The organism is Romboutsia sp., assembly GCF_035470145.1.
In the GTDB taxonomy this organism is placed as follows: domain Bacteria; phylum Bacillota; class Clostridia; order Peptostreptococcales; family Peptostreptococcaceae; genus Romboutsia_D.
Window position 1 is genome coordinate 1 of sequence record NZ_DATIRC010000092.1, and the last position, 4,352, is coordinate 4,352.

At 27.3% G+C, this 4,352-nt stretch carries 5 protein-coding genes; 2 read left to right on the forward strand and 3 right to left on the reverse strand.

All coding sequences use genetic code 11. The annotated features are described in order from the left end of the window. Window positions 1-272: 272 nt before the first annotated feature. The gene (locus VLM92_RS03225; protein WP_325274911.1) at window positions 273-767 is read left to right on the forward strand and encodes a hypothetical protein; all 495 of its coding nucleotides are present in this window, start codon (window positions 273-275) and stop codon (window positions 765-767) included. A 238-nt stretch (window positions 768-1,005) separates the two neighbouring features. Beyond that, on the forward strand, window positions 1,006-2,577 hold the full coding sequence (locus tag VLM92_RS03230) for a S8 family peptidase (RefSeq protein ID WP_325274912.1): 1,572 nt from the start codon (window positions 1,006-1,008) through the stop codon (window positions 2,575-2,577). A gap of 142 nt (window positions 2,578-2,719) precedes the next feature. Here the strand turns inward: VLM92_RS03230 and VLM92_RS03235 are convergent, their stop codons facing one another. The 3 genes from VLM92_RS03235 to VLM92_RS03245 form a co-directional block, all read right to left on the reverse strand. Beyond that, window positions 2,720-3,190: a hypothetical protein gene (locus VLM92_RS03235; RefSeq protein WP_325274913.1), complete on the reverse strand. Its 471-nt coding sequence runs from the start codon at window positions 3,188-3,190 to the stop codon at window positions 2,720-2,722. A gap of 74 nt (window positions 3,191-3,264) precedes the next feature. After that, complete coding sequence (locus tag VLM92_RS03240; RefSeq protein WP_325274914.1) at window positions 3,265-3,729, reverse strand: hypothetical protein; 465 nt, start codon at window positions 3,727-3,729, stop codon at window positions 3,265-3,267. Window positions 3,730-4,004: 275 nt separating this feature from the next. Continuing rightward, window positions 4,005-4,352: DUF192 domain-containing protein (locus VLM92_RS03245; RefSeq protein ID WP_325274915.1), on the reverse strand; the 348-nt coding region annotated here is incomplete at its 5' end.

The following is a 4,352-nucleotide window of genomic DNA, read 5'->3' on the forward strand; positions in this document are numbered from 1 at the left end:
AATGATTTCATCAACATAAGTTTTTCCTGAAAAAGCGATTATATCACCTGGTTGTATTTGATCTTTAATATCATTATAATTTACTTCTTTTAATCCCATAAAAATCCCCCCTTGATAGTAATTAATATGTTAATTTACTATCAAGGGTGTATGGCTTAATATAATAAAAATGAAATCTCCTTGTTTCTCTGCTGCTTTTATATGGTAACAGAAATTAAAAGTTCGAATAATATATTTAGTAGTATCAAAACAATAATCAAGGAGGATATTGTATGCATTATAGTTTATTTACCTATCCATATTTTTTTATATCGTTATATCAATTAAGAGAAATTCCTTGTTTATATGTGCCTATATTCTATCCTGTATTTATTAATAATCCAGGTAATGAATTTTACTTTAATTATACAGCAGGAACTAACCCTTCTAATACTTTTAACCAAGTTTTAGCAGCACAGTTTCCTAATATAAATTTATTTTCTGTAGAATTTGGAAATTGTACTTCTAATCGCTGTACCATATTTGTGAAATATAGTAATAGTGTAGTTACACAATTTGATATCAATCCTATGCAAACAATAGTATCGGAGAAAGAATTTAGTTTAAAGCAACAATTAATAGAAGGTTCATTTAAAGCAACTTTGCAAGCAAATATACTTGGTAGTCAATTATGTATAAATGTATGTATTGAGCAATTTAATCAAAATGTAAACAGGTGGGTTAAGATTGCTACAAATAATTGTATAAACAAGTGTACAAACATTTAGAGGTTGCTATTATAAAAAAGAGTGTTCTATATTAATTTTTTAGGGTAAGGAGTTTATTATGGAAATAGATAATGCAATTATATCAGAGCAATATGTTGATATAATAGTTCACTATGGAGGCAATTTAAATAAGTTAGATCATTATGTATCATATCACACTGCAGAATCTTATCAAATCGTAAATGATGATATTGCAATATTGCATATTAAAGAAGAATCAGAAAAAAATAGAATACAATTGCTAGGTAATTTAAAATACTGTCTCGTTCCTAATTTATATGGTCCATATCAAGAAGAAGATTCTAAGGATTACAAAAAATGTTTTTCAGAATATAATGACCTTTCATTCTTTCATGAGCATCCTCATGTTATGCTTAGAGGACAGGATGTTATCATTGGAATTATTGATTCTGGAATCAATTATACACATCCTGCCTTTATCTATGAAGACAATACGTCCAAAATTATTTCTATTTGGGATCAGACAATTCAGGGAAACCCTCCTGATGAATTTGAATATGGAACAGAGTTTACAAGAGATGAGATTGATCAAGCATTAAAATCTGAAAATCCATTTTCAATTGTTCCAACTAAAGATAAATCTGGGCATGGAACATTTTTAGCAGGTGTTGCGGCAGGAAAAGAAATTATTAAAAATAATGTAAATTTTATAGGTGTTGCTCCAGATTCAGAACTTATCGTAGTAAAATTAAAAGAAGCAAAAAAATATTTAAAGGATTTTTATTTAATTGATGATAGTTCAGTACCTGCTTATCAAAATACCGATTTGATGATGGCTGTAAAATACTTAACTAAGCAAGCTCAAAAATATGCGGGTAAACAATTAGTTATTTGTATCGGAATAGGTAGTAATCAAGGAGGTCATGATGGAAGTAGTACATCTGAAATATATTTATCTCAGGTCGGCGCTAAAGAAGGAAACGTAGTAGTTGTAGCAGCTGGAAATGAAGCACCAACGCAAAGGCACTACTCTGTAGAATTTTCTAAAGATGAACAAGAAAAAGAAATGAAAATAGATGTGGGTGAAGGAGTAAAAGGGTTTACATTGAACATTTGGAATTTTTATCCTGATCTTATGCCAATATCAATTATCTCACCAACTAATGAATTTATTGCTCAGATTCCATTTAAAATAAAATGTGAACAAGAAGAAAAATATACATTGATACTTGAAGAAACTGAGATATATATAAAATATGAAATGTTCGAAATGTTATCTGGTAATCAACTATATTCAATCCGATTCAAAAATCCAACTGAGGGGAACTGGAAGATTATTTTATATGGTGATTTAATTGTTAATAGAAATGTTCATGCTTTCATTACTAGAAATGGTTGGGTTGAAGGTGTACAATTCTCAAGTCCTAATCCTGATTCAACTATTACAGAACCATCAACTGCTGAAGGTGTTTTAACTGTTGGAGCATATAAATTAAAAGATAAAAGTTTAGTTGCATCTTCTGGGCGAGGATATACTAGAAATCAACATGTCAAGCCAGAAATTGTAGCACCTGGATTTGATGTTTGTGGACCATCAAGTAACAATGGTTTTAAAAAAATGACCGGAACCAGTGTTTCTGCTGCAATTACTGCAGGTGCTTCAGCGTTATTGCTTGAATGGGGGAAAAAAAATGATATATATATGAATACTCAAACTATAAAGAACTTTTTTATAATAGGAGCTGACAGAATATATATACAAAAATACCCAGATAGACAATGGGGGTATGGACAATTGAATTTAAAAGGCTTTTTTGACAAATTAGGAAAAATAATAGTCAGAGATTAATAATATAATTAAATTTATATATAATGACTATTATTAAAATATATTAAAAGCGACCAAAATTTTGGTCGCTTTTCTAGTTATAAAATTTTATTCCCCTCTGCTGAAAGACCAATTGTTAATTGATAGATAAAGTATATTTGCGTTATTTAAACTGTTTACCTATTATATCGTCTATTATAAATGCTAAACTTAATATAAATGCTTCATCTTCAAAATCTATATTTACAGTGTAATTATCTGTAAATGCAGCTAACTTATTTACCCTTGCTATTATCTTATTGTCCTTAAGTATTGAATAATTATAGCGAAATGCATCCCCTTGAATTTTTATCTCTCCATATTTACTATCTACCTTTAGCTTATTCTTTGAAAAAGTTAATTTTTGACTTACTTTTGCTATTATATTTCCATTTTCAAAGATTTCGTAGTTTGATAGAAATGATAATACTCTTTGTTTTACAGAGTATATTACGTTATTATTTTTTAGAATTTCACATTGTAATCCCATTGTAAATAATTTGCTGTCTACTAAGAAGCATTCTTTTTTGAATTCATTTTTTATCCAAAAGTCTTCTCTTAATTTAAAAAACTTTGATTTCATGTAGTATCTCATTGTTATTCCCCCTATATTTTTTCACTATTAATAGTTATATTAAATATATTATACATAAAGTCTTAATTTCCCCCTTAAATTATTAGTCCCTTTTTCTTAGCATCTGCATCCTTACTAGATCCAATTGCCACACCAATACTTAATCCTATAGGTAACCCTAGTGCAATATTATCAAATAAAAGAAGTCCAAATACCAAGCCAAGACTTATACCCATTGACATATAAATACCTACATAATAACCTTCAGTTACTAATTTATGTTCTTTTTGTAAATGAGAAATAATACCATTAATTTTAGATTTATGCTCCTTGAAGTCTCTCTTATTAAATTGACCGTGTTTTTCTTTAAGTTTATTTATATGGTTATTTAAATCTATAGTGTACTTCTTACATTCTTTACAATTATAATTGAACGATATCAATCTTTTAATGATACGTTCTAATAAAATCAAATTAAAAAGTTTAGTATTTTTATCACCTATTTCTTGTTTAAGTTCTTCTAAATTATTTATAAGTTTTTCATATAATTCATTATCCATTTTTAACTCCCCAAAAACCTTTTTATATATGAATCTTCAAAGACTATTTCCAAAGCTTAGATATATCTAATTATGAATTCATAAATATATATCTTACTCTTATTATATCATTTTTATATTGTATCCTATTAATTTTACATACTCTCCCCTCATAATTTACATTTTATATTCTAATAATAATATAATCTAATATTTACAGTGTATTTTTGCTTTATAAATAACATCTTATTTACATTTCATTATAAAAACGGCTCTATCTATAAAGATACAGCCGTTTAATCTTTAATTAAAATCTTATTACCTATTTTTATATTGGTTTCTTTTATTGTACCTGCTGGTAACTCTAACACACTATATGATTTTCTTATAATTGGGCTAACTCTATTTGGTTTGAGATTTTCTATAGTATATAAAACATTATTATCTTTAGAAATAAATACTACATCTATAGAAAATTTCATGTTAAATGTATGAATACTACTACAGGGCTTAATAATAAGAGCTTCACCTTTATTAAAGTTCTTTTTAAACATTAATCCCTTTAACCTCGTTATAAAGGAGTCTGCAACTATAAGATCCTCTGCAATTATTTTATTTTCGGTATTTATTACTCTTAACAATTT